General features: G+C 71.1%; 22 protein-coding genes and 1 pseudogene. 14 read left to right on the top strand and 9 right to left on the bottom strand.

All coding sequences use genetic code 11. The features are described from left to right. Positions 1 to 6: 6 nt before the first annotated feature. Entirely contained in the window at positions 7 to 1179 is a 1173-nt protein-coding gene (locus MXD62_RS38350; protein ID WP_248834200.1) for a phosphotransferase family protein, read from the bottom strand. 74 nt (positions 1180 to 1253) lie between these two features. Then, a complete protein-coding gene (locus MXD62_RS38345) occupies positions 1254 to 2438 on the bottom strand; it encodes a phosphatase PAP2 family protein (RefSeq protein ID WP_248834199.1) in 1185 nt (394 codons plus the stop codon). 749 nt (positions 2439 to 3187) lie between these two features. Here MXD62_RS38345 and MXD62_RS38340 point away from each other — a divergent pair. The 3 genes from MXD62_RS38340 to ahcY all read left to right on the top strand — a co-directional run bounded on the left by MXD62_RS38340 (position 3188) and on the right by ahcY (position 8061). Next, positions 3188 to 3394: a DUF1918 domain-containing protein gene (locus MXD62_RS38340; RefSeq protein WP_248834198.1), complete on the top strand. Its 207-nt coding sequence runs from the start codon at positions 3188 to 3190 to the stop codon at positions 3392 to 3394. Positions 3395 to 3813: 419 nt separating this feature from the next. Next, on the top strand, positions 3814 to 6411 hold the full coding sequence (locus MXD62_RS38335; RefSeq protein WP_248834197.1) for an MMPL family transporter: 2598 nt from the start codon (positions 3814 to 3816) through the stop codon (positions 6409 to 6411). Between the two features lie 213 nt (positions 6412 to 6624). Continuing rightward, complete coding sequence (gene ahcY / locus MXD62_RS38330) at positions 6625 to 8061, top strand: adenosylhomocysteinase (protein ID WP_248834196.1); 1437 nt, start codon at positions 6625 to 6627, stop codon at positions 8059 to 8061. A gap of 142 nt (positions 8062 to 8203) precedes the next feature. Here the strand turns inward: ahcY and MXD62_RS38325 are convergent, their stop codons facing one another. Together MXD62_RS38325 and MXD62_RS38320 are read right to left on the bottom strand one after the other, a co-directional pair. After that, positions 8204 to 8920 carry a hypothetical protein gene (locus MXD62_RS38325; protein ID WP_248834195.1) on the bottom strand — a complete coding sequence of 239 codons (717 nt, stop codon included), beginning with the start codon at positions 8918 to 8920 and terminating at the stop codon, positions 8204 to 8206. A gap of 191 nt (positions 8921 to 9111) precedes the next feature. Continuing rightward, the gene (locus tag MXD62_RS38320; RefSeq protein ID WP_248834194.1) at positions 9112 to 9921 is read right to left on the bottom strand and encodes a GNAT family N-acetyltransferase; all 810 of its coding nucleotides are present in this window, start codon (positions 9919 to 9921) and stop codon (positions 9112 to 9114) included. A gap of 528 nt (positions 9922 to 10449) precedes the next feature. Here MXD62_RS38320 and MXD62_RS38315 point away from each other — a divergent pair. Then, entirely contained in the window at positions 10450 to 11253 is an 804-nt protein-coding gene (locus MXD62_RS38315) for an N-acetylmuramoyl-L-alanine amidase (RefSeq protein ID WP_248834193.1), read from the top strand. Positions 11254 to 11305: 52 nt separating this feature from the next. On the opposite strand, the gene MXD62_RS38310 is transcribed toward MXD62_RS38315, so the two are convergent. Then, positions 11306 to 12622 carry an ABC transporter permease gene (locus MXD62_RS38310; RefSeq protein ID WP_248834192.1) on the bottom strand — a complete coding sequence of 439 codons (1317 nt, stop codon included), beginning with the start codon at positions 12620 to 12622 and terminating at the stop codon, positions 11306 to 11308. Beyond that, a complete protein-coding gene (locus MXD62_RS38305; RefSeq protein WP_248834191.1) occupies positions 12619 to 13599 on the bottom strand; it encodes an ATP-binding cassette domain-containing protein in 981 nt (326 codons plus the stop codon). The genes MXD62_RS38310 and MXD62_RS38305 overlap by 4 nt, the downstream gene beginning before the upstream one ends. Before the next feature lie 175 nt (positions 13600 to 13774). On the opposite strand from MXD62_RS38305, the gene MXD62_RS38300 reads away from it, so the two are divergent. Genes MXD62_RS38300 through MXD62_RS38290 form a run of 3 tightly spaced genes read left to right on the top strand, consistent with a single transcriptional unit; the run spans position 13775 to position 15753 of the window. Continuing rightward, the gene (locus tag MXD62_RS38300; RefSeq protein WP_248834190.1) at positions 13775 to 14722 is read left to right on the top strand and encodes an SPFH domain-containing protein; all 948 of its coding nucleotides are present in this window, start codon (positions 13775 to 13777) and stop codon (positions 14720 to 14722) included. A gap of 23 nt (positions 14723 to 14745) precedes the next feature. Further along, positions 14746 to 15018, top strand: a complete 273-nt coding sequence (locus tag MXD62_RS38295) for a hypothetical protein (protein ID WP_248834189.1) — start codon at positions 14746 to 14748, stop codon at positions 15016 to 15018. Positions 15019 to 15042: 24 nt separating this feature from the next. After that, positions 15043 to 15753, top strand: a complete 711-nt coding sequence (locus MXD62_RS38290) for a GPP34 family phosphoprotein (protein ID WP_248834188.1) — start codon at positions 15043 to 15045, stop codon at positions 15751 to 15753. Positions 15754 to 15782: 29 nt separating this feature from the next. Here MXD62_RS38290 and MXD62_RS38285 read toward each other — a convergent pair whose 3' ends face one another. Further along, complete coding sequence (locus MXD62_RS38285; RefSeq protein ID WP_248834187.1) at positions 15783 to 16502, bottom strand: SRPBCC family protein; 720 nt, start codon at positions 16500 to 16502, stop codon at positions 15783 to 15785. Between the two features lie 140 nt (positions 16503 to 16642). Then, positions 16643 to 17479 (bottom strand): undecaprenyl-diphosphate phosphatase, encoded by an 837-nt coding sequence (locus MXD62_RS38280; RefSeq protein ID WP_012157546.1) that lies wholly within the window; start codon positions 17477 to 17479, stop codon positions 16643 to 16645. 305 nt (positions 17480 to 17784) lie between these two features. Between MXD62_RS38280 and MXD62_RS38275 the strand changes: the two genes are divergently transcribed. The 7 genes from MXD62_RS38275 (at position 17785) to MXD62_RS38245 (ending at position 25964) form a co-directional block, all read left to right on the top strand. Then, on the top strand, positions 17785 to 19005 hold the full coding sequence (locus tag MXD62_RS38275; RefSeq protein WP_248834186.1) for an alpha/beta hydrolase: 1221 nt from the start codon (positions 17785 to 17787) through the stop codon (positions 19003 to 19005). A gap of 133 nt (positions 19006 to 19138) precedes the next feature. Next, complete coding sequence (locus MXD62_RS38270) at positions 19139 to 19798, top strand: TetR/AcrR family transcriptional regulator (RefSeq protein WP_012157544.1); 660 nt, start codon at positions 19139 to 19141, stop codon at positions 19796 to 19798. Positions 19799 to 19886: 88 nt separating this feature from the next. Further along, complete coding sequence (locus MXD62_RS38265) at positions 19887 to 21623, top strand: GGDEF domain-containing protein (protein ID WP_248834185.1); 1737 nt, start codon at positions 19887 to 19889, stop codon at positions 21621 to 21623. A 203-nt stretch (positions 21624 to 21826) separates the two neighbouring features. Further along, positions 21827 to 23128, top strand: a complete 1302-nt coding sequence (locus tag MXD62_RS38260) for an acyl-CoA dehydrogenase family protein (protein WP_248834184.1) — start codon at positions 21827 to 21829, stop codon at positions 23126 to 23128. Further along, positions 23125 to 24147, top strand: coding sequence for a phosphotransferase family protein (locus tag MXD62_RS38255; RefSeq protein WP_248834183.1), 1023 nt, complete (start codon positions 23125 to 23127; stop codon positions 24145 to 24147). Before MXD62_RS38260 ends, MXD62_RS38255 begins: the two co-directional genes overlap by 4 nt. Further along, the gene (locus MXD62_RS38250; RefSeq protein ID WP_248834182.1) at positions 24144 to 24947 is read left to right on the top strand and encodes an enoyl-CoA hydratase-related protein; all 804 of its coding nucleotides are present in this window, start codon (positions 24144 to 24146) and stop codon (positions 24945 to 24947) included. The genes MXD62_RS38255 and MXD62_RS38250 overlap by 4 nt, the downstream gene beginning before the upstream one ends. A 39-nt stretch (positions 24948 to 24986) precedes the next feature. Beyond that, positions 24987 to 25964 (top strand): NADPH:quinone oxidoreductase family protein, encoded by a 978-nt coding sequence (locus MXD62_RS38245; RefSeq protein ID WP_248834181.1) that lies wholly within the window; start codon positions 24987 to 24989, stop codon positions 25962 to 25964. Positions 25965 to 26143: 179 nt separating this feature from the next. Here MXD62_RS38245 and MXD62_RS38240 read toward each other — a convergent pair. Further along, positions 26144 to 26349: pseudogene (locus tag MXD62_RS38240) on the bottom strand (amidohydrolase); the annotation flags it as partial.

Below are 26349 nucleotides of genomic sequence, written 5' to 3'. Positions count from 1 at the left end.
GCGGCGCTAGAGGCCGGCCGCCGCCATCACGCGCAGGCACCGCTTCTCGAGGTGTGTGACGACCTGCCAGTACTCGCGGAACGCCGGGTTGGTCGTCTGGCCGTGGTGGTAGCGGAAGTAGATCTGCTGCGCGATGACAGCCAGCCGGAACAGCCCGAACACCTGGTAGAAGGGCCATCTGCCGACGTCCAGCCCGCGCCGTGCCGCGTAGTACTCGACGATCTCCGCCCGGGTGGGCATGCCCGGGCTGTGGGTCGGCTGGCGCCGGGTGAGCCGGAAGAGGTCGTCGTCGTCAGCCTGCACCCAGTACGCGAGGGCACCCCCGAGGTCCATCAGCGGATCGCCGAGGGTGGCCATCTCCCAGTCGAGGACGCCGCTGATTCGGGGGAGGCCGTCGTCGTCGATACGGGCCACGTCGAAGACCACGTTGTCGATGCGGAAGTCGTTGTGGACGACGCACGTCGCGACGTCCTCGGGGGCGTACTCCATGAGCCAGCGCATGACGACCTCGAAGGAGGGCACGTTCGGCGTGCGGGCCTCCCGGTAGCGCCGGGCCCAGCCGGTCAGCTGCCGATCGACATACCCGGCACCGCGTCCCAGGTCGGACAGCCCGTGGGCGACCGGGTCGATGTCATGCAGGGCGACCAGGAGATCCACGACGTGGAAGGCGAGACGGCGCGTCCGCTCCGGGTCGAAGGTGAGTGAGCGCGGGAACTCCGAGCGCGGGATGACGCCGGGCACCCGCTCCATGATGTAGAACTCCGAGCCGATCACCGTGGGGTCGTCGCAGAAGGCGACCATCCGCGGGACGTACCGGAACGCGGGGCGCAGCCGGGCCTGCACCCGGTACTCCCGCGCCATGTCGTGGGCGCCGGACGCCTTCCGCCCGTGCGGCGGCCGCCGCAGGACGAGGTCGCGGTCCTCGTAGCGCAGGAGATAGGTCAGATTGGACGCGCCGCCGGAGAACTGCCGGACCTGCGGGCGGCCCGGCGGCGGGATGGAACGGGCGACCGGCGGGCGCTCGGTCAGCACCCCCGCGCCGGTCGCGACCCCCATCTCGGCCGCGCCGACCGCGGCCCGCTCCTGCAGCCGGCGCCGAAGCCAGCCGTCCACCGCGGGTACGTCGAACGCGTCCTCGTCGCGCACCGGGCGTGACCCCGCGAGATCATCCACCGCCATCCGCCGAGCCTAGTGCCGGGAACGGCTGTCCGACCGGGGCATCGGCGGGAGTGACCGCGGACGATCGGCGGCGGTCAGCCGCTCTCGCCGTCGGCGGATTCCACCGCGGCGACGTCGGCCCGCGCCGCCGTGGGCGGACGACCCTCCGGCTCGGTGCCGCCCGATGGGAGCGGGCCCGGTGGGAACGGACGCTGTGCGGGCAGGTCAGCGCGGGGAGGCCCGCCGCGCGCGGCGGGAAGCACCGCCGCGAGGACCACGGAGGAGGGCACGCCCACCGGGTGGTCCGTACCCGTCCCGTGGTCTGTTCCAGTCCGCGGATCCGCATCAGTCGTGTTCCCGACACCCGCGCCGACACCCACGCCACCGAGGGCTCCGGACGGCGAGCCGGCAAGCGACGCGGTGGCCTCACCCGCCCGTCCCCACAGCCGCTGGCCGGCGGCGATGGTCAACAGTCGCATCCGGGTGTGCACCTCGAGCCGGGTGAGCTGAACCGCCGTGGCCACCAGGCTGCCGCCGATCGCGCCGTCCAGCCAGTAGTGGTTCGCGGTGATCACGACGACGACGGTTGTGATCACCGGGTGCGCGATGATGAGCCACCGCGCGCGTGAGCGCAGGATGCTCACCACTCCCCAGGCGACCAGGATCGACCAGCCGACGTGCAGGCTCGGCATGGCCGCGTACTGGTTGGCCACCGTGTCACCGGCGGTGTACGGGGACGGCCCGAAGACCGCGCCGGTGTCGACGAGGGTGACGTGCGGCAGCTCCTGCGGCAGGAACCGGGGCGGCGCCAGCGGGTACAGAATGTGGATCATGAGCGCGGCGCCGGTCGACACGAGGATCACCGTGCGCACCCGGGGCCAGTAGTCCCGGTGGCGGATCATCACCCACAGCAGGAACGTGATCGACGCCGGGAAGTGGACCCCGATGTAGAAGCGGTTCGCCAGCTCCAGCAGCTCCGTGGAGTGCAGCGCGAGTTGCTGGACCGCGGACTCGTTGGGCAGGTCGAGCAGGCGTTCCAGGCTCCAGACGTCCCGCGCGTTGGCCAGCGCCTCGGGCTCCCGGCCGACGGCCATCTGCCGCCCCATGCGATAGATCATGTAGAGCGCGGCGAGCAGCAGCACCTGGCCGACGAAGAAGAGCGTCGTGGCCGCCACGCGACCGGTGCGGGTCGCCCGCCACCCGGCGCTCCCCGAGCCGACCGTGACAGACCCGGTCGCGGACCCGGCCCGCCCGTGCGAAGGAAACGGAATGCTCACCATGAGCCGCCCCGGTGCATCTCACGCCCTCCCGCCGACATGCCCCGTTAACCTCACGTTCCTACCGGCCGATCGGTAAGTAGAGCAAGCTCCTGGGAAGTGTGACCCCGAACTCATCCCCCGGAGACGGCCACGCACTGACCCTCAGTCGCCACGCTCGTTGCGGTCCGCCATCAGCCCGGCACGCATGCGACACGCCGGTCGCCACGACGGGTGACAGTGAGATAAACCAACGGCGAACAACCCTCGGCTATTTCCACCACATCGGACACTTTCACCCACCGTCGTGTCAGATGCCCGACACCTGTCAGCCACACTTGTTCCCGGCTTGGGCACCGGCATGCCAACGACGTGCGGATTCGGTGGTCCGTGGGCGAAATGTCCGGACTGGACCCACCGTGCACGTCAGGGCGAGACATGGCGCACACCAGGACGTCGGAGCCGAAGACTATAGCCGAAATCACATAGTCATCTCACGACCGAGGCCGCCGCGGCCGCCGCGGCACCACCCGACGTCCCGCCCCCCCGCGCAAAATTGATGAAACGGACCTTCGCGGCGTTCCACCCCCTCCAAGCTGCCCGTGGCCGCGAACCGTGTTACTCCGGAACTACCGCTCCACCGGGGCGGCGCCGGCGCTCGCACCCCGGGCCGGCCGCGCCGGAGGAGCCCGCCACAGCCGTGGCGGGCGCGCAGCGATGCGCGTCGCCTCGGTCGGCGGCGTTGCGCACCAATGGCCGAAGGGAGACACATCATGTACGCATCCGTCGGGGACCGCTTCGTCGTCCACGGCCGGACGGTCGGGTGCCCTGAGCGCCATGGGGTGATCGTTGAAGTCCGCGGCGTCGCCGGTGGCCCTCCGTACCTGGTCCGCTGGGATGACGGCCATGAGGGCCTGTTCTTCCCGGGTGCCGATTCCACGATCGAGCTGCGGCCGGCGCGGGAGCACGCGAGGGCCTGACAACACCTGATCTGACAGCACCTGACAGCAACCGAAGGCGCCCGCCGCCCGGTTCGCCGGGCGTCCGGGCACCTCGCCCGGACGTGACGGACGCTCCACACATTTCCTGAGCGCCCGCACACGCTCGTCCGGACACCCGTTTTTCCGGAGATCGATAGACCGCACGTGCAGTGCCGATCCGAACCCGGCGCACCCGCTCGTACCGGCGGGACTCCTCCTACCAGGGTCCAAGTCCCGCTACCAGCATCAACTGGTCGGTGGTGAGCGGAACCGTCCGAGGCCGTATGCCGGCCTCGGGATGATTTCCTCCCGCGCAAGGGGTCGGCATGCGGATGTGACGTGCGCTATACACCTTGGAAACCGTTCACGGACGGACCTCACAGGCCCCCGCGAACATCTTCGATCCCCGGAGCAGCCTGATGCCAAGCTCGCCAGCGCCGTCCGACCCGTCCGCCCCATCTGGTGGGTCGGCGCGATTCTGGTCGGGCCTCGGACGCACGGTCGGCCGCCGGACGGGCGTGGTGGCCGTGGTGACCTTGATCATCACCGCGGTGCTCGGTCTCGGCCTGACCAAGCTGGAGTTCACCACCGGCCAGGACAACTATCTCAATTCCGACTCGCAGGTCGCCAAGGACAACGTCGCCTACCAGAACCTCTTCGGCGGCCAGGCGATGATCGTCCTGTTCACCACGAAGCCTGACGCGGATCTCGTCGACCTCTTCACCACCGGCAATGTCAAGAAGTTCCGCGATCTCTCCGCGCGGCTGGAGAAGGACCCGCGCATCGAGAGCGTGATCACCCCGCTCACCGCGCTGCAGTTCACCGCGAACCTGGTCACCAGCCCGGACGGAAATCCGATCAGCAGCCCGGCGGGGCAGATCCTGCTCGATGCCCAGAGCCGCGATCCGAATCCGGACTCCGCGAAGCGGCGGCTTGCCGACTCGCTGCGCACCCTGGAACGAATCAACGCGATACCCGCGGATCGGCGTGACTTCGACGATCCCGACTGGGCGGACTTCCTGCTGCACGACAACACCGGTGCCGTCCGCAAGTCGCTCGAGTCGTTCTTCCCGACCGACCGGACGGCGCAGATGATCGTCCGGTTGAAGGGGAACGCGTCCATCAAGGAAGAGGGCCGCGGAGCGTCCGCCACCGAGGCCGCGATGCAGGACCTGACCTTCGACAACGCCGACGTCATGACGACCGGCGCCGCCGTGCTGCTCCGTGACATCAACGACTACCTGCGCGGCGGCTTCCTCACGCTCGGAGCCATCTCGCTGGTCATCATGGCCGGGCTGCTGCTGGTCGCCTTCGCCGTGCGCTGGCGGCTGCTGCCGCTCGGGGTGGTGGCGGTCGGCCTCGTCTGGGCGTTCGGGCTCGCGGGCTATCTGGGCGTGCCGCTGTCCGTCGTGACCATCGCCGGCATGCCCGTCCTGCTCGGGGTCGGCATCGACTTCGCGGTCCAGCTGCACAGCAGGGTCGAGGAGGAGGCACAGCTCGACCGGGCCCGCGATCCCGTCGCCGAGGCGCTGGCCCGGCTGATGCCGGCCCTGGCGGTGGCCACCGTCGCCGGTGTCGTCGCGTTCCTCGCGCTGGAGTTCAGCCAGGTGCCGATGATCCGTGACTTCGGCGTCCTGCTCGCGATCGGCCTGCCGGTCATCGTCGTCGCGACCGTGCTGCTCAGCGCCGCCTCGCTCGGATTCCGGGAGCGCCGCTCCCCCACCGCGCCGAAGGACTACTCGCGAGGCCCCCTCGGGCGCGCGGTGGTGGGGCTCGGCTCGCTGCCCCGGGCGACCGCCATCCCCCTCGTCGTGCTCGCGGTCGCGATCTTCGCCGGTGGTCTGGTCGTCGAGGGCGATCTGAAGGTCCAGACCGACCCGGAGAAGTGGGTGAACCAGGACTCCCAGGTCGTGCACGACATCCAGAGCCTCAAGGCGCAGACCGGCTCCAGCAGCGAGCTCGGCGTCTTCATCCAGTCCGGGGACGTCTTCGACGACGAGACGGTGAAGTTCGTCCACGACTTCACCTACCAGCAGCTCGAGGAGCACCCCCGGGAGCTGGTGACGGCGTCCAGCCTGGTGACGACGATCAGCTTCCTCATGGAGGTGCCCGACACCACGCTGCTCGCCCCGACCGGCGCCGACATCGAGCGGGCCTACCGGGTTACCCCGGAGGCGATCCAGAAGAGCACGGTCAACCTCGACGGCAAGGCGCTCAACCTGATCTTCCGGACCGGGCCGGGCGCGCTGGAGGAACGCGCGGTCGTCGTCGACGACATCCGGGCGACGGTCAACCCGCCCGAGGGGATCCGCGCGACGCCGTCCGGCCTGGCCGTCGTCGGCACCGGCCTGCTGGAGAACTTCGAGAAGAACCGGATCGAGCTGACGTACTTCGCGCTCATCGGCGTGTTCCTGATCCTGCTGCTGTGGCACCGCAACATCGTCCGAGCGGTGGTGTCGGTGGTCCCCGTGCTGATCGCGGTCGGGCTCACCGCGATCGTCTCCTGGCTCGCCGGCTTCGACCTCAGCCCGTTGACGGCGGTCGGCGGGCCACTCGTGATCGCCCTGTGCACGGAGTTCACGACCCTGATCGTCATGCGGCACATCGAGGAGCGCCGCCGCGGGCGCGACCCGCTGGCCGCCATCGAGGAGGCGGCGGCCCGCACCGGGCGTGCCTTCATGGTGTCCGCGCTCGCCGCGGTGATCGGGATCGTGGTCCTGGCGTTCAGCTCGTTGCCGCTGCTGCGCGACTTCGGCCTGGTGGTGGCCCTGAACGTGGGCGTCGCCCTGCTCTCCGCGCTCGTCGTGCTGCCGCCGTTGCTGCTGTGGGCGGACGAGCGCGGCTGGGTCTACCGCGGCCCGCGGCCCGCAGCAGGCGCGATCCCGCTGCCCACCCCGGCGACCGCCGGCACCGGGTCGGCCGGGCAGGCCGGGTCGGCCGGCACCTCGGCACCACCCGCCGGGAGCGCGACCCCGCCCGCCGCGGGGAGCTCGGCCGGGCCCACCCCCGAGAGCTGACGGCGCGGTCGGCTCCGCCCTTACGGGCGGGCCGGCGGACCCGGTCCGGTGTGACGCGGCCGGACCGGGTCTTCGTCGTTCGTCACCCCTGTGGCACGCTCGACTGACTCGCGCTGTCGCGGCGGACGGCTGTCCGCCATGCCGGCAGCCCGGAAGCGGAACGTGACACCGCCGTACAGGCTCGGCAGCCACCGAGCGCAATGAGGAGAGGGCATGACTTTCGACTTCAAGGTCGCGGATCTCGCGCTGGCCGAGTTCGGCCGCAAGGAGATCCGGCTTGCCGAGCACGAGATGCCCGGGCTGATGGCCACCCGCGCCGAGTACGCGGCCAGCCAGCCACTCAAGGGCGCCCGGATCATGGGCTCCCTGCACATGACGATCCAGACCGCGGTCCTGATCGAGACGCTCGCCGCCCTCGGCGCGGACGTCCGGTGGGTGTCCTGCAACATCTTCTCCACGCAGGACCACGCCGCGGCCGCGGTGGTCGTCGGGCCGAACGGCTCCAAGGACGACCCGAAGGGCGTGCCGGTCTTCGCCTGGAAGGGCGAGACCCTCGATGAGTACTGGTGGTGCACCGACCAGGCGCTGTCCTGGCCGGACGGCGGCGCGCCGAACATGATCCTCGACGACGGCGGTGACGCCACCCTCCTCGTCCACAAGGGCGCCGAGTTCGAGAAGGCCGGCGCCGTCCCGGCGACCGACGCCTCGGACTCCGAGGAGTACGCGATCATCCTGGAGACGCTGCGCCGCACGATCTCCGAGAAGCCCGGCCGCTGGACGACGACCGCGGCGTCGGTCAAGGGTGTCACCGAAGAGACCACCACCGGTGTGCACCGGCTGTACGAGATGGCGAAGGCCGGCACGCTCGCCTTCCCCGCCATCAACGTGAACGACTCGGTCACCAAGTCGAAGTTCGACAACAAGTACGGCTGCCGCCACTCCGTCATCGACGGGCTGAACCGGGCGACCGACGTGCTCATCGGCGGCAAGGTCGCGGTCGTCGCCGGCTACGGCGACGTCGGCAAGGGCTGCGCGGACGCGCTGCGCGGCCAGGGCGCCCGCGTCATCGTCACCGAGATCGACCCGATCTGCGCGCTGCAGGCCGCGATGGACGGCTTCCAGGTCGCCACGCTCGAGGACGTCGTCTCGACCGCCGACATCTTCGTGACGACCACCGGCAACTACGACATCATCACAGCCGAGCACATGGCCGCGATGAAGCACCAGGCGATCGTGTCGAACATCGGGCACTTCGACAACGAGATCGACATGGCCGGCCTCACCAGGACCCCCGGCATCGAGAAGATCAACATCAAGCCGCAGGTCGACGAGTGGGTGTTCCCGGACGGGCACTCGATCATCGTGCTTGCCGAGGGCCGGCTGATGAACCTCGGCTGCGCCACCGGCCACCCGAGCTTCGTGATGTCGAACAGCTTCACCAACCAGGTGATCGCCCAGATCGAGCTGTTCACCAAGACCGAGCAGTACCCGGTCGGCGTCTACACGCTGCCCAAGCACCTGGACGAGAAGGTCGCCCGGCTGCACCTGGACGCCCTGGGCGTCAAGCTCACGACGCTGACGAAGCAGCAGGCCGACTACATCGGCGTGCCGGTGGAGGGCCCGTACAAGCCGGACCACTACCGCTACTGAGCACAGGCGCTCGCCTCGCCGAGCCGCAGTGAACACGAGGGCCGTCCCGATCGATCGGGACGGCCCTCGTCGTCGCTGGGGCCCGGCTGCCGCGCCCTGGGAGTTCGCGGCCCACGGCCCACGGCCCGCGGCGCAGGTGGGCTCAGGCGGCCGGGGCGCCGGGATCGGTCTGGGACCAGCACAGGGTGGTCCAGACGACCGTGCCGGCGCCGTCCTCATCCGGCGCGGTGCCGCCGCCGGTGAACGCGCCGGCCTCGGTCACGCCGCCCCCGGTCGCGGGGCCGGTGCTCTCGGGGGCGGTGGCACCGGGACTGGTGAGCGCGGTCTGGTCGGGGCCGGGCTGGTCCACAGGAGTGACCGGACCAGCCTGGCCAGCCTGGTCAGGCAGATCGGTGGGCTGGGTGCTGGCCGGTGCCGACTCGGGATCCAGCGACGGGAGCGAGTACCAACCGGCGGGCAGCAACGCCCCGGAATCCGCGACGACGGGCGTCTCGATGTCGGTCGGGATCACGTCAGGGACCACCAGCTCGGAGGCACCGGACGGGCATGTCAGGCCTGGGGTGTCGGTGACCTGGGCGGACGGCTGGTCCGTGCCCGACTCCGTGCGGCACAGCACCGCGGACCGGGGCGGCCAGAAGGACGCGGTGTGCGCGTAGTAGCCGGCCTCGAGCCGCACCGGCGGGCCGGGGTCCGGTTCGTCGCCGGTGACGGCGACCTCGAACTCCTGCCCGCTCGGGCACTCGGCCCCCGGGGTGCCACCTGCTCGGGCCGCCGTCTGGCCGGTGATCGCGAACGTGCCGGCGATCAGAACGGCCACGAGCCCCGCCCGGCCCACTGAGAACGATCGTGCGACGGTCATGGTGACACCCTCCCTCTACGGACGATCAGACAAACACGCCGGGTGAACATCGGTGCCGAGTTCGTGGCCAACACACGCCCTGTCGGCTTGGCGACAGGGCACAGCGGGACCACCACGACCGCGGCGCGGCGCGGCGACGCCCACCGCGCCGGTGCCGCCGTGCCACCCGTCGTGGCACGGCACCTCCGGGCTCATGGCACGACCGGCCCGGGGACAGCCGGCACCGCGGCGACCGTGCCACGGCGGTGCTCCAGCTCGGGCGCTCCCGAACGCTCACACGGCTCACGCTCGCGGCCCGTGCGCGCGTAGCCGAGACGCGCGACGACGCGGAGCGCGTCCGGGGAAGCACCACCGACCCACAGCTCGCCGACCCCGGCCTCCGAGAAACGCTCCGCCGACGGCACGGCGGAGCGGGCAGACCGGGCAGCCGAGGCAGCCGGGTCCCCGGCGTGCGGCGGATTCCGGCCCGGGTCGAGGCTGGGTTCGGGCTCCAGGTCGCGGCGCATCCAGATGTGGTCGATGCCCGCCTCGATGTCGCGCACCGGACCGAAGCGGGCGGACCGCGGGCGGTAGCCGGCCCGCCGGTAGAACTCCTCGACCTGTTGCTGCGCGTGCAGTTCGATCGCGGTCAGCCCCCGCTCGACTGCCAGCCGCTCAAGGGCCTCGGTGACGAACAGCCCGAGGCCCCGCCCGCGGTACGGGCGCCGGACGGCGACCCGCCCGATCACGCCGTACCTCCCGCGCCCGACATCCGGCTCCTGACCACCCTCCGGGGTGATCAGCCGTGCCGTCGCGAGCACCAGGCCGCCCGCGCCGACAAGGACAGCGTGGTCGGCGCTCGCGTCCAGGGCGTCGCGCTCCAGGTCTGCGGGCACGCCCTGCTCCCCGACGAAGACCTCCTGGCGCAGGTCGAACACCGCCGCCGACGGAACGCCCGCGACGAGGGCAAAAGTCGGACCGTCCTCGGGAGCACCGGCGACAGTCGTAGAGGGAGGCGTCACCGATGGGACCGGATGAACGCCAGCGGAGTGCGCACGGTTTGTCAGTGTAGGCAGTCAATCCATCTCGGCAATCCGCGCACTTATAGACCACATATATCTATGGAAAACAACAAAAGTGTCACTACACAGACAACTGGCGCCATGACACCGAAGGGCGCGCCGAGCCGGAGCCGGCCCGCTCGACCGACCCAGATGTGACAGGTTCCCAGCGCAGGGGTAGGAATCCGTCTTGTACGGATCGTCATGGGATCGCACGCGAAACACTGAAAGCACGGCCTGGGCCGGCCACCAGGACGGCGGCCACGGGCCGCGGCGGGCCACCCGGGCACCACACAGACGCGAAGAGGAACACGTGACTCGTCCAGACCGACGGCAACCGGTACGTCGAGCGCAGACAGGGACCCGAGCACCGGCGGGGACCCGGGCGCCGGCAGGGGTCCGAAGGCCGGCAGGGGTCCGAAGGCCGGCAGGGACCCGACTGCCGAGGGAGTCCGGGCACGCGGCGATCACGAACGGTCGGGGCTGACCGTGGCCGTCACCCTCTACCCACCGGCCCGCAACCGCCCGGTCCGCAACACGTCCGGGACGATGGTGGAGCCGACCCGCGGGCTGATCCCCCACGTCCAGGTCGGCACCGGTTCGCTCTTCGGCTGGTTCGACAATCCGGCCAGCCAGGTCAGCGCCCACCTGTGGCTGTCGAAGGCGGGCGAGTTCGAGCAGTACGTCCCGTTCGACCGCCGGGCCTGGGCGCAGGCCGCGGGCAACCCGTTCTGGATCAGCGTCGAGTGCGAGGGGTACGACTCCGAGGACTACACGGCGATCCAGGTACAGCGCCTCGGCGAGCTCTTCGCCTGGGGGATGCGCGAGTTCGGCTGGCGCCCCGAGGTCACGGACTCACCCAACGGCTACGGGCTCGGCACTCACCGCATGGGCGGCGCGGCGTGGGGTGGTCACTCATGCCCGGGGAACGTCCGCGCGAACCGCCGGGGCGACATCCTCGCGGCTGCGCTGGGGGCGTCCCCCGGGGGCTCGCTCGCGGACCCGCGGCAGCGGTACGCGGGGATGCCGACCTTGCGGGAGGGGATGAGCGGGCCGGAGGTCGTCACCCTGCAGAACGCACTGAACATCATTTTCGGCCACGAGGCGCCGACGGGTGACCCCTACCGCCTGGCGCCCGACGGGGCCTACGGCGCGCGCACCACCGCCCGGGTGGCCTCGCTTCAGCGGTACGCGACGCCGTGGTTCGGCCGCATACCCGAGGACGGGGTCTGCGGCCCGAACACCTGGCGCAAGATCGGCTATGTCCTCACCGGGATGAACCGCCAGGTGTGAGGCGGCCGGGCCCGAGCCGGGGCCGAGGGTCGGGCCCGGGACCCGCGGCGGCTCAGGCCTCGCGCAGGGCGTCCCGGAAGGAGACCCTCGCCCCGGTCCGCAGCACCGCGTTGCGGTAGATCCGCCCGGTGAGCCGGATGAGCACGCCGATCAGCGCCAAGGCGAGCACCACCGAGAGGACCAACTGCCACACCGGCGCCACCCCGAGCGCGATCCGCATCGGCATCAGCACCGGCGCGAAGATCGGCAGCAGGGACAGCACCGCGATCAGGCCGTTGTCGGGATCGCCCGGCACGATCGAGATCCCCAGCACCCAGGGCACCACGATCGCCAGCACGATGGGGCTCGAGATGCCCCCGACGTCCTCCTGCCGGGAGACCATCGCCCCGACCGCGGCGAACGGGAGGGCGTAGAGGAAGAACCCGATGACGTACCAGACCACCGACCAGATCACCGTCCCGGTGGCCTCGCCGGAGGGCAGTGAGAGCGCGCCGGTGACCAGCGCGGCGACCAGTCCCCCGCCGGCCAGCACGATCATCTGGATCAGCGCTACCAGCCCGATACCCAACACCTTGCCGGCCATGAGCGTCCACGGGCGGACCGTCGACAGCAGCAACTCGACCACCCGGCTCGACTTCTCCTCGACCACCCCCTGGGAGACGGCCGGCCCGTAGAGCATCAGGCCCATGTAGATCAGCAACGCGGCGGCGATCCCGAGGACGAGCCGCTCGCCCTGGTGGGCCGGCGCCGGGTCGAGCTGGGTGACATCGACCCGCGTGGCGGCGACCGCCTCGTTCACCCGGGCCGGGTCGCCGCCGAGCACGCTGATCTCGTTGTCGAGAACCTGCTGGCGGGCCACAACAGCCAGCACGGCGCGCCACTCGTCGTTCAGGTCCTCCTTGACGGCAACGCGCAGGCCGTTCGGGGACGCGGTCACCAGGGCGTCCAGATCGCCGTCGGCGACCTGGCGCAGCCCGGTGGCCTCGTCGGGCACCTCGCGGGTCGTGATGCCGACGTCCAGGCTCCGGGCGGCGGCGGTGAGCGGCGCCGTGATCGCGGACTCCGCCGCCGTCACGCCGACGGACTCCGTCGAATCGCCGCCGCCGACCAGGTCGATCACGACCGCGGCGCCGACGAGCAGGACGAGGAGGGCGACGGTGGTGATCCGGAAGACCTTGGAACGCAGCCGTACGCCGAGCTCGCGACCGGCGACGAGCCGCACGGTCGCCCAGGAGCCCAGCGCCGGATAGTCGCCCCGGCCGCCGGAACCCGGGGCCGGGGCCGGCCCGGTGCCGGTCTGGGTCGGGATACCTGGGGCCAGGCCGGCCGTGGCCTCTCGGCCGTGTTCGTGATCGGATTCCGGGCTCATGCCACCGTCACCTCGTCCGTCGCACTCGCCGTGTCAGATCCGGAGCCGGTACGGGAGCGGAGGCCGGGGGCGCCCTCGTCGGTGCTCACCGCGGAGCGGAACAGCTCGGCGAGTGACGGCCGGCCGCGGCGGAACTCCCGCACCGGGCCGACCGCCAGCGCCCGGCGCAGCAGGTCCTGGTCGTCGGCGCCGGGAGCGAGGTCGACCACCGTACGGGCCCCCTCGGTGGCGCGGACGGTCATCCCGGGCAGGTCCTCGGCCCAGCCCGGCGGGGCCCCGGGCACCTCGACGACGATCCGCTCGGTGCCGTCCGCCCGCAGCTCGTCGACCGTGCCGGCGGCGACCATCCGCCCGGCGGCGACGATGCCGACCCGGTCGCAGAGCCGCTCGACGAGCTCGAGCTGGTGGCTGGAGAACACCACGGGAACCCCCTCGTCGCACTTCTCCCGCAGCACCTGGCTCATGACGTCGACCGCGACCGGGTCGAGCCCGGAGAACGGCTCGTCCAGCACGAGGACCTCCGGGTCGTGCACGAGCGCGGCGGCGAGCTGGACCCGCTGCTGGTTGCCGAGGCTGAGCTTCTGCACCTCGTCGTCCCGCCGCGCCGCGACGCCCAGCCGCTCGAGCCAGGCGTCGGCGGAGCGGCCGGCGGCAGCGGCCGGCATCCCGTGCAGCCGGGCGAGGTGGACGAGCTGGTCGCGGACCTGCATCTTCGGGTACAGGCCCCGTTCCTCGGGCATGTAGCCGATCCGGCGGCGGACGGCGAGGTCGACCGGGCGGCCGGCCCACCGGACCTGCCCGGCATCGGCCGCGAGCACCCCGAGCACGATGCGCATCGTCGTCGTCTTGCCCGCCCCGTTGCTGCCGACGAAGCCGAACAGCTCCCCCTCGCGAACGTCGAAGGTCATGCCATCGAGCGCGACGACCTCGCCATACCGCTTGCGCACATCGTCGATCTCGAGCCGCCTGTCCGGCATCGACCACCTCCGCGTCACGTCCCGCTGTTGGACGACCACATAGTACCGAGCTAAAGTGATATCACTTTGATACCTCAGCGCTAGCGCAGAGGTAGTCGGGCCCGACCAGCACACCAGGTCGGAACGCGCCGAGCGGACCGGCGCGCCAGATCCAGCTCCCCATCCGGAGGCACACATGAGCACCGAGACACCGCAGGTGGACGTCGAACACGTCGTTGTCGACATGCCCGAGCCGAGCGTCCGGGAACACCACGCGAAGGACCACTCGGGCCTGTTGGCCCTGCTGGCGGGCCTGTCGGGCATACTGGCCTGCCTCGTGATCGGTATCGCCGGGATCGTCGTCGCCGCCGACCACTCCGCCCCCGTCGGCGCCGTCCTCATCGTGGTCGGCGTGCTCGGCCTCATCGCCGCGTTCTTCGCGCTGTTCGGCCTGACCGCCGTCGCGCCGGGCGAGGCCCGGGTCGTCGCGCTGTTCGGCCGCTACGTAGGGACGATCCGCACCACCGGGCTGCGCTGGGTGAACCCCTTCACCACACGCAAGAAGGTCTCCACCCGCATCCGCAACCACGAGAGCGGCGTGGCGAAGGTGAACGACGCCGACGGAAACCCGATCGAAATCGCGGCCGTCGTGGTCTGGCAGGTGAAGGACACCGCGCAGGCCGTCTTCGAGGTGGACGACTTCGTCGAGTTCGTGGCCATCCAGTCCGAGACCGCCGTGCGGCACATCGCGACGAGCTACCCCTACGACGCGGCCCCCGAGGTCATGTCGCTGCGCGACAACGCCGAGGAGATCACCGCGAAGCTCTCACTGGAGATCGCGGCCCGGGTCGCCTCCGCCGGTGTACACGTGATCGAGTCCCGCATCACCCGGCTGGCGTACGCGCCGGAGATCGCCCAGGCGATGCTCCGGCGCCAGCAGGCGGGCGCCGTCGTCGCGGCCCGCTCGCGGATCGTCGAGGGCGCCGTGGGCATGGTCGAGGCAGCGCTGGAACGCCTCGACCGGGAAAACATCATCGAGCTGGACGAGGAACGGAAGGCAACCATGGTCAGCAACCTGCTCGTGGTCCTGTGCAGCGAACAGTCGACGCAGCCGGTCATCAATGCCGGATCCCTCTACACCTGAGCCGCGGGAGCCGGTGACGGTACGTGGCCGAACGAAAGAAGATCCTGCTGCGCCTCGACCCGGCCGTCCATGACGCGCTGGCGCGATGGGCGTCGGACGAGCTGCGCAGCACCAACGCACAGATCGAGTTCCTGCTGCGGGCCGCGCTCGCGGACCGGGGCCGGCTGCCGAGGGAGGCCGGCGCGATGCCGCGCCGCGGACGCCCACGGCGGGACACCACCACCGACCCCGAGCCCGGCCCCGAGGACGCCCCCTCGACCAAGGCGGTGGACGTCCGCCGCACCCCACCACCGTGATCGGCACCTGGGAGGAGACCCGTCGTGCAACCACCACCGTCGCTGCCGGCCCAGCTCTACCTGCTGGCCTACGACCTGGAGCGGGACCGCATGTACCGCTCGCCCCATCTGGGTCGCGCGCTACGCGCGGCCGCCGCGACCGAGCTCTACCGGGCTGGGCTGCTGACCGACGAGAACGGCCGGGTCAAGCCCGTCGCGCCCCGTGCGGAACACCGGCCGCACGCGGAAGGGCGGCCGGGCCAGCCTGCCGCGCCGGGCCAGCGGCGGACCCCGACCGCCGATGAGCTGTGCGCACAGCTCATCGGCGAGGTCGGCGCGTCGTCCCGTCACCGGTCGTGGAAGCACTGGGTGAACAAAAACCAGCGGACCGCCGGCCGGGTCGTGCGCGACCAGCTCGAGGCGGGCCGCTGGATCAGGGTCGAGCGACGCCGGATCCTGGGGATGATCCCGGCGACCTCCGTGACCGTGCGGGACCGGGCGATGGTCCGCCGGCTGCACCGCGAAGTGAAGCAGGTCCTGCACGGAGGCCCGGCCGGCCGGGCCGACCCCGGCCCGGCGAGCCTGGCCGCGCTCCTCGCCGCCGGTCAGATCGGGGCGATGAAAAGCGGCCGGGCCCGGCGGGCACTCAAGGGTCGGCTCGCGCTGCTGGAACCGGTCGCCGGGCCGGCCGTCCCGGCGCTGCGCGCCGCCGTGCGGGAGGCGCAGACCGCCGAATCAGCCGGTGCGGCCGGTTGACGACCCGGTCGCGGGGTTGACCCGCCAGGTCAGAACTCGCCGCCGCCGGGCTGCGAGTACGTCGCCCCGCCGGTCCCCTGATCCCGCTGCGGACCACCGGCGCCACCCGTGCCGGGGGCTTCCGACGAACCCAACCGGCCGGGCTGACCGAACTCACCGGGCTGACCGAACTCACCGGGCTGACCGGGCTGACCGAACTCACCGGGCTGACCGAACTCACCGGGCTGACCGGACTGACCGGACTGACCGGACTGACCGGGCTGGCCGGGCTGGCCGGGCTGGCCGGCGGCGTCCGGGCGCGATACGTCACCCCGCCAGGCTCCGGTCTCCTGGCCACGCTCCTCGATGAAGGACTTGAACCGCTTGAGGTCGTCCTTCACCCGGCGGTCGTCGGCGCCCAGTACCGAGCCGGCCTTCTCCACGAGCCCCTCGGGCTGCCAGTCCATCTGCACTGTCACCCGGGTGGCGTCGTCGGCCAGCCGGTGGAACGTCACCACGCCGGCGTGACGGGTCCCCTCCGTGCTCTTCCACGCGACGCGCTCGTCCGGGAGTTGCTCGGTGATCGTGGCGTCGAACTCGCGCTCGGTGCCACCGGCCTTGATCCGCCAGTGGGTGTGGGTGTCGTCCGTCTGCTGGACGGACTCGACCCCCTCCATGAAGTTCGGGAACGACTCGAACTGGGTCCACTGGTTGTAAGCGGTCCGGACCGGGACGGCCACATCGATCGATTCCTGCACGGTGCTCGTCATGGTTCCTCCCATCGACTTCGACGTCGGACGGGTGGGGTCCTCCCCGATGGTGAGGCCCTAACACACGCATCCGGGACGGAAGGACAAAAGGGCGCCGGGCGGCGCGGATCCTGGGGCGTGATCCCGCACCGAACCCGGCGTCAGGTCGCGGAGATGATCCCGGTGGCGAGGAGGAACAGGATCACTGAGCCGAGCGCGAGCCGGTAGTAGATGAAGACGCTGTAGCTGTGGCGGGCGACGAACTTGAGCAGCCACGCGATGGCGAAGTAGGCGGTCACGAAGCTCACCACGGTCGCGGTGATGGTGACGGTCCAGCCGACGCCCTGCTCGATGTTGGACGACTCCGTCACGACCTGCAGCAGAGCCGCCGCGAACAGCGCCGGGATGGAAAGGAAGAACGACAGGCGGGTGACCGTCACCCGGTCGATCCCGCGCAGCAGCCCGGCGGACATCGTCGACCCCGAACGCGAGATTCCCGGAATCAGCGCCATGCACTGGACGACACCGATGACCAGCGTGTCCTTCCAGGTCACGTCGTCTTCGTGCCGTTTCTGGGTCGCGACGCGATCGGCGTAACCCATCACCGCGCTCCACCCGATCAGGGCGGTGCCGACGAACCACAGGCTGCGCAGCGTGGTCTCGATCTGGTCCTTGAAGAGCAGGCCGACTATTCCGATGGGAATGGATCCGACGATCACCGCCACACCGAACCGGAAATCAGGGTGATCGCGGTACTCCGGCCGGGTCACGCCCCTGGCCAGGGCGGCGATGATCCGCCGGAAATCATGCCGGAGGTAGAGCAGCGTGGCGAACACCGCGCCGACCTGGATGATCGCCGTGAATGCGGTGATGTCCGGGTCGTCGATGCTGTAGCCGAGCAGCTTCTCGATGATCGTCAGGTGACCGGTACTGGAGACCGGGAGGAACTCGGTGAGCCCCTCGACGGCACCGAGAAAAACCGCTTCGACGATGTTCATGCCCGCCCTTCCTCCACACCACCTCCGACCGGGAGATCGCCAGGAGTGTATGTCGAGAAAGATCACCAATACGCGGTGGGTCCGCCGAGGTCACGCTGCGCGCGCGTCGAACGCCAGCGAGAGCGACCGTCCGCGACCAGGTGACTGTCCGTGATCGGATTGCCGTCCGTGGTCGGGGCGGGCCGGAACGAGGCGCTACCGCTTCCCGCCACCGGCTCGGATACTTGTCCGACCAACGCCACGAATGCGGGCTATCGGCCACGTAACGCCGGCATCGGGCCCGATGTCACGGAACGGGAGCAACAGTGCGTAACGCACCCGACGCGGCGGACTCGGCGGACTCGCTCCAGGAGCCGGTGCCGCACCAGCCAACGGTTCCCGCGCCCGGCCCGCAACGACGGCCCGAGCCGGCGGACCGGCCGGACGGCGGCGTGCTGCGACTCGACCTGCGCATCCCGGTACCCGCCACGCGCGGCCACGACCAGAGCAGTCAGAACCAGAGCAGCCAGCACGACGGAGCCGACCAGGACGGCTGGCAGATCGCGGTGACCGTCTGCCTGCCCGCGCCGCCATCCCCGTCCGCCGCCGGCCCCGGCACGGACGGTTTGGAGACAGGCGGCCTGGAACCAGGCGGCTCAGCCGCAGGCGGCTCCGGCCCGGGTGTCCCCGTCCTGGTCGGGCTTCCTGGCGGTGGGTACGCCCGGCGGTACTTCGACCTGCCCGAACCCGGCTACAGCCAGGCCGAGCACCACGTCCGCCGGGGCGCGGTGGTCGTCATGGTCGACCACCTCGGTGTCGGGGAGAGCAGCGTTCCGCCGACCGAGGTCACCGACCTGCCGACGGTCGCCGCGGCCGGCCACCACGCGGTGACGGCGGTCGTCGACGGCCTGCGTTCCGGCACGCTGGCGCCGGGCGTCGGGCCGGTCGGCGTGTCGGCGGTGATCGGCATGGGGCAGTCGATGGGCGGTCACATCCTGGCCGCCATGCAGGCCCACCACCGCACCTTCGACGGCGTGGCGATCCTGGGCAGCAGCATGACGGCGACGACCATTCCGTGGCGTCCCGGAACGCCCGGCCCGGTGATCCCCGACGGGTCCTCCCCCGACGAGGCGATGGCGGTCGTCCTGGCGTCAGCCGACTGGATCTACGCGTTCTTCTGGGAGGACGTGCCGGAGTCACTCGTGCGGGCCGACAGCACCGGGGGGCTGCCGGGCCGGCGGACCGCCCCGGTCTGGGGCAGCACCACCTACCCGGGGCTCACCGGCGCCGAGGTACTGCCCGCGGGGGTGGCCGAGGCGGCGGCGAGCATCGACGTCCCGGTCCTGTTCGCGACCGGGACACGGGACGTGACCGGTCCGCCACTGATCGAGCTGGCCGCCTTCGGTTCGGCCACCGACCTCGCCTGGTTCGTCGCGCCGAGGATGGCGCACATGCACAATTTCGCCGGCACCCGGCACCTGCTGTGGAACCGGCTGGACGCCTTCGCCGCCCAGGTGACCGGCCCGCGAACCACCCGGTTGTGGTGATCCGCCCGGCCGGAGCCCGGTACCCTGACCGCCCCCCACAGCCTCCCGACCCGCCCCGCGAAGAATATAATTCTATTATCTAAAGAACCGAGTTTCGCACCTCCCAACATCCCGTACCCAAAGGACCTCGACCATGAGCGACACTGCTGGAGTGGAATGGGAGGGCACCCCCGCCTCGGTGCGGGCCGCTGTCGACCGGGCCCTGAACCGGCACCAGCGGGACGCCCTCGTCGAGGTCGAGCAGATCCTCGACGCGGCCCTGCGGGTCGCCGTCCGTGTCGCGCCGGCCGATCCCAAGGTCGCCGACATCGTCGCCGAGGCCGGGACGTCCAACCAGACCTTCTACCGGTACTTCGCCGGCAAGAACGAGCTCATGCACGCGGTGCTGGAGCGCGGGATCGTCATCCTGCGCTCCTACCTTCGCCATCAGATGTCGAAGAAGTCCGATCCTGCCGGCCAGATGACCGCCTGGGTCGACGGCATGATCGCGCAGATCACCCGGCCGGCGGTCGCGCAGCAGGGCGCCACCGTCAACCGGCTGCTCGCCCGGGCCAGCGATTCGGTGCCGGGGCGGGCCACCCTCGACCAGCAGCTCGGCCAGCTGCTCGTCCCGCCGCTGACGGCGGCCGGCCGACCGCGGCCGGATCTCGACGCCAGGCTGATCCAGGACGCCGTCCTCGGCACGATGCAGCGCCATGTGGAGCCCTGCACGGTGCCGACCGAGGACGAGCAGCGCCATCTCATCGACTTCTGCGTCTCGATCCTCCAGGCGGGGCCGGCCGCCGCCCACTGAAACCGGGCTCCGCCTCCGACCTCCCACCAGGTCGTCACGCAAAGTAACGATCTGTGTATTTTGCGTCGGTTAACGGTAGGGGAGGGAGATGGGGCACAGCCGTCGGCGCGACCGGCTCTTCCGCCGCGCGGCGGTCGGCGCCGCGGTGCTGACGGGCGCCTGCGTGGTTCTCGCCCAGGTGCTCCCCGACAGCCTGGCGCTGCCCGCCGTCCGGCTGACGGTGATCGGGTTTCTGCTGCTCGGCGGGACGACCTGCGTGGTCGCCGGGCTGCGTCGCCATGGCGCCGAGCGGTGGTGGCGGCTTCTCATGGCGGTGATGGTTCTCGCCGTGGCGGTGGCGTCGGCCGCGGTGTTCCGGGACACGGCGGCGGGGCGATCTCCCGTCCCCCAGCTGACCCCGGCCTCGCTGGTGTATCTGATTCCGCTCGCGATGGGTGTCGCCGGTGTGCTGCTCTACCCGACCGACCCAGTCGAGCACGACGACGCCGAGGACGGCGGGCCGCTGCACGCCTACCGCTGGTACGCGATCACGATCCTGGACGGCATGATCGTGGTCGGCTCGGTGGCGCTGCTGGTCTGGGCCACCGTGCTGAAGCGCACGGTCGGGCACGGCGAACCACTCGGCCCCGGCCCGCTCTACTCGATCATCCTCGCCGCGGTCTCGCTCGTGGTCTTCGTCGTGCTGATCCTGGTGGCCGTGTTCCGCGAGCCGCGCGACAGCCGCGGCCACGCGCTCCTGCTCGCGGGCATGTGCGCCGCCTCGATCTCCGCCATGTGGGAGCTCGCGGTGCTCATCCACAGCCTGGACGACGTCCCGCGGCTGACCGACCTGCCCATTGGCATCGGTGCGCTGCTCATCGGCCTGGCCGCCATCTCCACCGGTCCCGACACGGGTGCCGCTACCGGTGCCGACGCCGACGCCGACGCCGACGACGTGGGAGTGGGGCTGGCCGCTGTTCCCAGCCTGGGTCGGCGGGCCGCCTCGGCCAGGCTCCGCCGGTGGCACGCGATCCTGCCGTACCTCCCGCTGACCGCGGCCGGGGCGGCGACGGTGCTCCAGATCGCCGGAGACGGCATCGAGCACTGGGAGGAGATCTGGGCCCTGCTCGCCCTGCTCCTACTCGCGCTGGTGCGCCAGATGATGACGATGTCGGACAACATCCGCCTGCTCGGCCAGGTGGAGGAGAAACAGCGGCAGCTGCGGCACCAGGCGTTCCACGACCCGCTGACCGGGCTGGCGAACCGCAGCCTGTTCATCGACCGGCTCGAGCGGGTGCTGCACCGCCAGCCGGGCCCCGCCGAGCGCTTCGCCGTCCTGTTCTGCGACCTCGACGACTTCAAGCGGGTCAACGACGTCCTCGGCCACGCGGCGGGCGACGACCTGCTGCGGATCACCGGCGCACGGCTCGCCGGCTGCGTCCGCGCGGCGGACACCGTGGCCCGCCTCGGCGGTGACGAGTTCGCGATCCTGCTCGTCTCGGCCAACACCGACGATCCCGAGGCAGTCGGACGTCGGCTGGCGGCCGCGGTCCGGGCGCCGGTGCGGCTGGCGAGCCACACCTTCACCGTCGCGGCCAGCGTGGGCCTGGTGACCGTCGACCCGGAGACCGGGACGGGTGCCCCGCACCGAGGCGCGAACCCAGCCGCGGAGCCGGACCCGGACCCGGACGCGGACGTTCCGGACACCGCCGAGCAGCTGCTGCACCGCGCCGACCTGGCGATGTACGCGGCCAAGGCCAGGCGCAACGGGGAGCCGGCCGTCTACACCCCTGAGCTGGTGGGCCCAGGGCGGGCACGGCCCGCCCTGAACGTCCCGCTGCCCTGAGCCGGCCCGAATCCGACTGAACCTCCCCGAACTGGAATCACTCCAAAAGTGTCCGAACCTGATGAAACGGACTGGACCAGCCCTGAGGCCAGCCCGGCGATCCGTGATCACCGGACCAGCGTCGGATCGATATTTCGATCATCCGGAAGTTGCGTTCTTTGTGTACAGAACGCTATTCTGACCACTCCGAGAGGAGACCGACGATGTCGTGGGACTTCGAGACCGAACCCGAGTACCAGGCCCAGTTGGACTGGGCTAACAAGTTCGTGCGGGAGGAGGTCGAGCCCCTCGACATGGCTTGGCCCGACCTGCAGTTCGTGCCACGCGGCGAGACGCTGCAACGGGTCGTCGACCCCCTGCGGCAGCAGGTCAAGGACCACGGCCTGTGGGCGACCCACCTGGGCCCGGAGCTCGGTGGCCAGGGGCACGGGCAGCTCAAGCTGTCGCTGCTCAACGAGATCCTGGGCCGTTCCAGCTGGGCGCCGATCGTCTTCGGGTGCCAGGCGCCGGACACCGGCAACGCCGAGATCATCGCGCACTACGGCACCGAGGCCCAGAAGAAGCAGTACCTGCAGCCGCTGCTGGACGGCGAGTGCTTCTCGTCGTACTCGATGACCGAGCCGCAGGCGGGCTCGGACCCGACCCAGTTCACCTGCAGCGCGGTGAAGGACGGCGACGGGTGGGTGATCAACGGCTGGAAGTTCTTCTCCTCGAACGCCAGCACCGCGCGGTTCGTCATCGTCATGGTGGTCACCAACCCCGATGTCAGCCGGTACCGGGGCATGTCGATGTTCCTGATCCCGACGGACACTCCGGGCATCAACATCGTCCGGAACGTGGGTCTGCCCGGTGAGCCGCTGGGCGAGGGGCACCACGCCCTCATCCACTACGAGGACGTCCGCGTCTCGGACGACGCGCTGCTCGGCGGCGAGGGCCAGGCGTTCGCCATCGCGCAGACCCGCCTGGGCGGCGGGCGGATCCACCACGCGATGCGCACGATCGGCCTGGCGAAGAAGGCGCTGGACATGATGTGCGAGCGCGCGCTGAGCCGGAGCACGCAGGGCAGCCTGCTGGCCGACAAGCAGTTCGTCCAGGGCTTCATCGCCGACTCGTACGCCCAGCTGGCGCAGTTCCGGCTGTTCGTGCTCTACACGGCGTGGTCGATCGACAAGCACAAGGACTACCGCAAGGTCCGCAAGGACATCGCCGCGGTCAAGGTGGTCATGCCCGCGGTCCTGCACGACATCGCCTCGCGGGCGCTGCAGGTGCACGGCGCGCTCGGCGCGAGCAACGAGATGCCCTTCAGTCAGATGGTGATGGGCTCGTTCGTGATGGGCCTCGCCGACGGGCCGACCGAGGTGCACAAGGTCACCGTGGCCAAGCAGGTGCTGCGCGACTACAAGCCCAGCGACGACCTGTGGCCCACCGAGCACCTGCCCAGGCGCCTCGCCGCGGCGCGTGAGAAGTACGCCGAGTACCTGGAACTCGAAGTGGGGAACCTGTGATCGACATCGAGCGCCTCGCCACGTGGATGGACGAGGCCGGACTCGCCGGCAAGGGCGAGCCGATCGAGCACCGTTACGTCTCCGGTGGCACGCAGAACGAGATCTACGAGATCCGCCGCGGTGACCTGCACGGAGCGCTGCGCATCCCGCCGGCGGGGGCGCCCGCCAGCCGCGACGCCGGCATCCTGCGCGAGTGGCGCATCATCGAGGCCCTGGACGGGACCGACGTCCCGCACACCGCGGCGCTCGGCATGTGCGAGGACGCCTCCGTCCTCGGCCGCTCCTTCTACATCATGGGCTTCGTGGACGGCTGGTCGCCGATGAGCCAGCGCGGTGTCTGGCCGGAGCCGTTCAACTCCGACCTCGAACTCCGCAAGGGGCTGTCCTACCAGCTCGCCGAGGGCATCGCGCTGCTGTCGAAGGTCGACTGGAAGGCCCGCGGTCTGGAGGGCCTCGGCCGCCCCGACGACTTCCACGAGCGCCAGGTCGACCGCTGGACGGCCTTCCTGAACCGCATCAAGAAGCGGGAGCTGCCCGGCTTCGACGTGGCCGCGCAGTGGCTGCGCACGCACCGTCCGATCGACTACATCCCCGGGCTCATGCACGGCGACTACCAGTTCGCGAACGTGATGTTCCAGCACGGGGCGCCCGCGAAGCTGGCCGCCATCGTCGACTGGGAGATGGGCACGGTCGGCGACCCCAAGCTCGACCTGGCCTGGATGCTGCAGAGCTGGCCCGAGGACACCAGCTCGACCGACCTGATCGGCAAGAGCTACGCGGATCTCTACGCGATGCCGACGAAGTCCCAGCTCCTCGCGCACTACGCGGAGGTGTCCGGCCGGCAGGTCGACGACTACGACTACTACCTGATCCTCTGCAAGTTCAAGCTCGCCATCGTCCTCGAGCAGGGCTACCAGCGCGCGGGTGACGACGAGAAGCTGTTGACGTTCGGCCCGATCGTGCTCGGCGCCATGCAGGAGGCCGCCGACCTCGCGGAGAGCACGGACTACAAGCGATGACCGACACGGACACCAGCACCGCGGACATCCTGCTGGAACGGGTCGGGGCAGTGCTGGTCATCCGCCTCAACCGGCCCGAGGCCCGCAACGCCCTGACCCCCGCGCTGCTCAGCGCCATCGGCTCGGCGATCCTCACCGCGGAGTCGGACCCCGACATCCGGGTGGCCGTGCTGACCGCCGCGGGTGAGAAGGCGTTCTGCGTCGGGATGGACCTGAAGGCCTTCACCTCGGGCGGGGGCTTCTCCCAGATCGCGCCGGAGGACAAGGAGGGCCGAGCGGCCTTCGACCGGCTGATGAGCGGCGACGTCAAGGTCCCCCTCGTCGGCGCCGCGAACGGCACCGCGGTCGGCGGCGGCTTCGAGCTGCTGCTCTCCTGCGACGTCGTCGTGGCCTCTTCGGCGGCGAAGTTCGGCCTGCCCGAGGTCAAGCGAGGCCTGCTCGCGGCCGGCGGAGGCGCGGTCGCCATCGCCAGCCGGATCCCCCTCGCCCTCGCGCTGGAGCTGACCCTCACCGGCGACACCGTGGACGCCGCGCGCGCCCAGCAGCTCGGCCTGGTCAACGCGGTGGCCGAACCGGAGAAGGTGCTCGAGGCGGCGCTGGCGTTCGCCGAGCGCATCGCCGCCAACGGCCCGCTCGCCGTCGCCGCGACCAAGGAGATCGTCCGGGCCGCCGCGGCCGACCCCGCGCGCGGGCAGGAGCGCATGGCGCAGCTCTCGCCGGCGGTGTTCAAGAGCGAGGACGCCAAGGAGGGCGCGATGGCGTTCATCCAGAAGCGCACGCCGCAGTGGAAGGGCCGGTGACCGGGCGCCGCCCGCTCACCAGCGGCGGGGTGGGCTGAGGTGCGCGCCGCGGTCTGCCGCGAGTACGGCCCGCCGGAGGTCGTCCGCGTCGAGGAGTTCCCCACTCCCGAGCCGCAGCCCGACCAGATCGGCGTACGGGTCCACGCGGCGGCGGTCAACTACTCCGACGTCCTGCTGGTCGCCGGTGAGTACCAGGTCAAGGTGCCGCCGCCGTTCGTCCCCGGCAGCGAGTTCGCCGGTGTCGTCGAGACGGTCGGCGCGGACGTGACCGGCGTGTCCGTCGGCGACCGGGTGTTCGGCACCGGCATGGTCGGTGCCTTCGGCGAGGTCGCGGTGGCGCGGGCCGCCGGCATCACCCGCACGCCGGACGGCATCGCCGACACCGTGGCCGCCGCCTTCGGCGTGGCGCACCGCACCTCGTACCACATGCTCCGGTCGGTGGCCCGGCTGCAGCCCGGCGAGCAGCTCGTCGTGCTCGGCGCGGGTGGCGGGGTGGGCCTCGCCGCCGTCCAGCTCGGGGCGGCGTTGGGCGCCACGGTGACGGCGGTGGCGTCGTCCGCGCGCAAACTCGAGGTGGCGGCCGCCAACGGCGCCACCCACCTCATCGACCACCGCGCGAACGACCTCCGCAAGGCGCTGAAGGAGACCCTCCCGGACGGCGCCGACGTGGTCATCGACCCCGTCGGCGGTGACCTGGCCGAGCCCGCGCTGCGTTCGCTGCGCTGGCGCGGCCGGTTCGTCACGGTGGGCTACGCCGCGGGCTCGATCCCGCGGATCCCGCTCAACCTGGTGCTGCTCAAGGGCATCCAGATCGGCGGGATGCAGCTGCGCGACCTGGGTACGCACGCGCCGGACGAGCTCCAGCGCAACGAGCGGGAGCTCATGGAACTGTTCGCCGCGGGCAAGGCGGTGCCGCACATCGGCGCCAGCTTCACCTTCGACGAGACAGCGGCGGCGCTGCGCTATGTGGCCGACGGCCACGCCATCGGGAAGATCGTCCTGGAGATCGCCCCGTAGCACGGCCCGGGACGTCCACCGCGGGGGCGGCGTGGTGGACGTCCCGAGGGGGGGCCGGAAACGACGCCCGGCGCGGCGCAGCCACAACGAGGTGGGTGCGTCGCGCCGGGTCTTTTCGTTTTCGTGCCGCTGGCCGACTCCGACTCCGGTGGAGCGGGAGCCGGCCAGGGCGTGCGTTCTCAGATGGTCTCGGGGTGCTTCTCCGCGAAGAGGCGGGCCCATTCCTTGCGGGAGCGGATGGCGGTGTCGACGTCGGTCGCGATCGCACGGCGGGCGCCGACGGTCGCGCGCTCCTTGGGGATCTCGGAGAACGGGTCCCAGTTGAAGAACCGGCAGGCGTTCTGCCAGGTGATCTTGTCGATCTCCTCGTCGGTCGCACCGGCGT

The sequence above is a fragment of the Frankia sp. Mgl5 genome (genome assembly GCF_023242985.1).
Lineage (GTDB): Bacteria > Actinomycetota > Actinomycetes > Frankiales > Frankiaceae > Parafrankia > Parafrankia soli.
Note: the sequence above shows the minus strand (reverse complement) of the source record. Positions and strands in the feature narration are given on the sequence as shown.

Excerpts from the sequence above, each read along its gene's own strand:
- MXD62_RS38350 (WP_248834200.1), bottom strand. The coding sequence starts at position 1,179 with ATGGCGGTGGATGATCTCGCGGGGTCACGCCCGGTGCGCGACGAGGAC.
- MXD62_RS38345 (WP_248834199.1), bottom strand. The coding sequence starts at position 2,438 with ATGGTGAGCATTCCGTTTCCTTCGCACGGGCGGGCCGGGTCCGCGACC.
- MXD62_RS38340 (WP_248834198.1), top strand. The coding sequence starts at position 3,188 with ATGTACGCATCCGTCGGGGACCGCTTCGTCGTCCACGGCCGGACGGTC.
- MXD62_RS38335 (WP_248834197.1), top strand. The coding sequence starts at position 3,814 with ATGCCAAGCTCGCCAGCGCCGTCCGACCCGTCCGCCCCATCTGGTGGG.
- ahcY (WP_248834196.1), top strand. The coding sequence starts at position 6,625 with ATGACTTTCGACTTCAAGGTCGCGGATCTCGCGCTGGCCGAGTTCGGC.
- MXD62_RS38325 (WP_248834195.1), bottom strand. The coding sequence starts at position 8,920 with ATGACCGTCGCACGATCGTTCTCAGTGGGCCGGGCGGGGCTCGTGGCC.
- MXD62_RS38310 (WP_248834192.1), bottom strand. The coding sequence starts at position 12,622 with ATGAGCCCGGAATCCGATCACGAACACGGCCGAGAGGCCACGGCCGGC.
- MXD62_RS38305 (WP_248834191.1), bottom strand. The coding sequence starts at position 13,599 with ATGCCGGACAGGCGGCTCGAGATCGACGATGTGCGCAAGCGGTATGGC.
- MXD62_RS38300 (WP_248834190.1), top strand. The coding sequence starts at position 13,775 with ATGAGCACCGAGACACCGCAGGTGGACGTCGAACACGTCGTTGTCGAC.
- MXD62_RS38285 (WP_248834187.1), bottom strand. The coding sequence starts at position 16,502 with ATGACGAGCACCGTGCAGGAATCGATCGATGTGGCCGTCCCGGTCCGG.
- MXD62_RS38280 (WP_012157546.1), bottom strand. The coding sequence starts at position 17,479 with ATGAACATCGTCGAAGCGGTTTTTCTCGGTGCCGTCGAGGGGCTCACC.
- MXD62_RS38270 (WP_012157544.1), top strand. The coding sequence starts at position 19,139 with ATGAGCGACACTGCTGGAGTGGAATGGGAGGGCACCCCCGCCTCGGTG.
- MXD62_RS38265 (WP_248834185.1), top strand. The coding sequence starts at position 19,887 with ATGGGGCACAGCCGTCGGCGCGACCGGCTCTTCCGCCGCGCGGCGGTC.
- MXD62_RS38260 (WP_248834184.1), top strand. The coding sequence starts at position 21,827 with ATGTCGTGGGACTTCGAGACCGAACCCGAGTACCAGGCCCAGTTGGAC.
- MXD62_RS38250 (WP_248834182.1), top strand. The coding sequence starts at position 24,144 with ATGACCGACACGGACACCAGCACCGCGGACATCCTGCTGGAACGGGTC.